This is a genomic window from Novosphingobium sp. 11B (assembly GCF_054589055.1).
In genome coordinates this window covers 1-2,977 of record NZ_BAAILP010000198.1, presented here as the reverse complement: position 1 = coordinate 2,977, position 2,977 = coordinate 1, and the positions used below count along the sequence as shown (strand labels likewise).

At 64.4% G+C, this 2,977-nt stretch carries 4 protein-coding genes; 2 read left to right on the top strand and 2 right to left on the bottom strand.

Going from position 1 to position 2,977, the window contains the following annotated elements:
* Positions 1–132: 3-keto-5-aminohexanoate cleavage protein (locus ACYPYD_RS18060; RefSeq protein ID WP_459664614.1), on the top strand; the 132-nt coding region annotated here is incomplete at its 5' end.
* A gap of 160 nt (positions 133–292) precedes the next feature.
* Positions 293–1,477 (top strand): dihydrolipoamide acetyltransferase family protein, encoded by a 1,185-nt coding sequence (locus ACYPYD_RS18055; protein WP_211151518.1) that lies wholly within the window; start codon positions 293–295, stop codon positions 1,475–1,477.
* 46 nt (positions 1,478–1,523) lie between these two features.
* Here the strand turns inward: ACYPYD_RS18055 and ACYPYD_RS18050 are convergent, their stop codons facing one another.
* On the bottom strand, positions 1,524–2,804 hold the full coding sequence (locus tag ACYPYD_RS18050) for an enoyl-CoA hydratase-related protein (protein ID WP_211151519.1): 1,281 nt from the start codon (positions 2,802–2,804) through the stop codon (positions 1,524–1,526).
* Between the two features lie 41 nt (positions 2,805–2,845).
* The coding region (locus ACYPYD_RS18045) for a 3-keto-5-aminohexanoate cleavage protein (protein WP_459664611.1) at positions 2,846–2,977 on the bottom strand (132 nt) is incomplete at its 5' end.

Here is a 2,977-nt window from a genome sequence, read left to right as displayed (position 1 = left end):
CTTGCGACCAGCAACGCGCAGCAGGTGACGAAAGTGCGCCAGATCATCGAGGGCCTCGGCGGCGAGATCGCCACGCCTGCCGAAGCCCGCGAAATCCTCAGCCTCAAGGGCGGGGACAAGGTGGGGTTCTGAAGCGCTCCTTTTCGCAGCAATCGGGATGACAATGAAGGCCGCTGCGATCACCGAGACGCGCGCGGCCCTGGGCGGAAGATTGGCGGGCATCGGGCCAGTTGCGCTTCGATGCCGACGCCACCGTCAATGCAGCGACGCAACTGTTTCCGGAGAAACTGAAATGGCCATTGAACTCAAAATGCCGGCGCTGTCCCCGACGATGGAGAAGGGCACGCTCGCCCGCTGGCTGGTCGGCGCCGGCGATACCGTCAAGGCGGGCGACCTGATCGCCGAGATCGAAACCGACAAGGCGACCATGGAAATGGAAGCCGCCGAAGATGGCCGCATAGCGCGTCTGGTGGTGCCTGCAGGTAGCGTTGATGTACCAGTAGGTGCCGTTGTGGCACTGTTGAGTGCCGGTGAGGACACCGATCCTGTCCCTCTCGCTGCTGCCGAAACCTACGCCGAGCCGGTTCAGACATTGCCCGTTTCAGCCCCGGATGTCAGTTCGACATCGCTCGCCCGGCGCCTTGCCACGGCACGCGGCATCGGGCTGGACACGATCGCGGGCTCGGGGCCGCGCGGCAGGATAATGGCGGCGGATCTGGGACTTGCGACGGCGGCATCGGTTGCCCTGATCCCGGCGGAAGATCGGCCGCTGCCCGCGCCTCAGGGAATACCGATGCGCAGCGAGAGCCTGTCCACCATGCGCAGGACCATCGCCCGGCGCCTGACCGAGAGCAAGCAGACCGTCCCGCACTTCTATCTCACCGCCCGTTGCCGTCTTGATGGATTGCTCGAACTGCGCCGGGAATTGAACGGTGCCGTCTCGCATCGCGGTGCCCGGGTTTCGGTAAATGACTTTTGTATCAAGGCGATAAGCTGGGCATTGGAGCAGGTTCCAGAAGCCAATGTGCAGTTCGCCGGGGACCGGATTCATCGCTTCGAACGCGTTGATATTGCCATGGCGGTGGCCATCGAAGGCGGCCTCGTCACGCCGGTCATTCGGGATGTGGCCGCTCTTTCCCTTGGCGCTGTTTCCGAAGCGAGCCGGTCGCTGGCTGCGAAGGCGAGGGAAGGCCGCCTGACGCCCGGCGACTACGAGGGCGGGACCGCGACCATCTCGAATCTGGGGATGTTCGGCATTGATGAGATGGTGCCGGTCATCAATCCGCCGCAAGCCATGATCCTGGGTATCGGTGCAGGGGTGGAACAGCCGTGGAAAATCGACGGCGATATCGCGCTGGCCACGATCATGGCCGCGACTGGCAGCTTCGACCATCGCGCGATCGACGGCGCCTTGGCCGCGCAATTCATGGCCGCGTTCCGTGAGGCGATCGAGGCGCCTATGCTACTCATTGCCTGAGACAATTCTTGCGGGAGAGTTCTGAACTCTCCCGCAAGAGGATATTCTAGATCAGTTCCGTCATGCCAGCGAGGCCGCCGATATAGGCAGGCACAACAAGCGTGCGAGCAAGTGCGTGATCGAGTTGCAGTCGGGTGATGTCGTCCATGTCGGCGACTATGCCGCTGCAGTCCCGCGACAGTTCCTTAAGGGCTGCCATCGCCGCCGGACGACCGCGAAGCCAGAAGTCCGTGCCGACCCTCCGCTGGACCGGTGCAGATCCGGCGGTAGGGGCTCCGAACAGGGCGCTGGCCAATTCGGGGCATTGCGAAGACGCCTGCGATACCTTCGTGGAGATCGCCTCCCGCGCGGCTTCGATGCTGTCCGGCAGGGAGCCGTCCTTTGCCGCCTTGTCATAGGCCTGCTTGCCGAGGAACATCGTGCGGATCATATTGCGGGGTTCGGGGCGCTGGATCAACGTGGCGAATACTGACATTTCCGCGCGGATGGCGCCATCGATCGGCTGGATGATGCCGAACTCGACGCAGTCGAGAATGGCGAGAGGGGCTGGTTCGTGGCCGAGCATCCTTGCCAGTTCGCGTTCGCGATGGCGCTCGATAGCGCCGGAAATTTCGACATGCGACAAAGGAGCACTGTCAGTGCGGTCCCAGGGCTGCACGCAGTGGGCCGCCTCGGACAGCAGCCAGCGTTCGGCGGCAGCGATCTCGTCGCCTTCATCCACGACCTCGTCGGCAAGGCCGGCAGCCACGGCATCTTCGCCCTGGTAGGTACGGCCGAGAAGCAGGACTTCCAGCCCGGCCTCGACGCCGACGAGGCGGGGCATGCGCTGGGTTCCGCCGGCGCCGGGAAGTAGCCCCACGGCATATTCAGGCAGGCCCAGCATCGCACGGCGGGAACGGGTCAGGACACGGTAGTGGGCGCCGAGCGCCAACTCGCATCCGCCGCCGAGTGCGACACCCGCCACGGCGGCGGCAATCGGCTTTCCTGCGGTTTCCAGACGGCGGATTGCATGGCTGAGCGGGAAGAAGTGGTCGAAGGCGATATCGAAACGGTCGGCCTTGGGGGCGGCGACGATCATCTCGTAGGCGACGCCCAGTTCCGTCAGGTCCGCGCCCGCGCAGAAGCCGTTGGCCTTGCCGGAACGGACGACCACGCCGCGAACGTCATCGGCGCGGTGCAGCCATTCGGCGAAGGCGCCCAGTTCATGGATCGCCTTGTTGGAAAAGACGTTCATCGATCTGTCGGGGCAGTCGAAGACGAGATGGATCAGGCCGTTGTCCTGTCGCTCGACACGGAACTGGGTGAGATCGGGGAGGGGCAATGTCATGAATTCTCCTGCGCCGGCTTGCGGCATTGCGAGAAGCAGGGTCAGAAGGCGACCTTGTCCCCGCCCTTGAGGCTGAGGATTTCGCGGGCTTCGGCAGGCGTGGCGATCTCGCCGCCGAGGCCCTCGATGATCTGGCGCACTTTCGTCACCTGCTGCGCGTTGCTGGTCGCAAG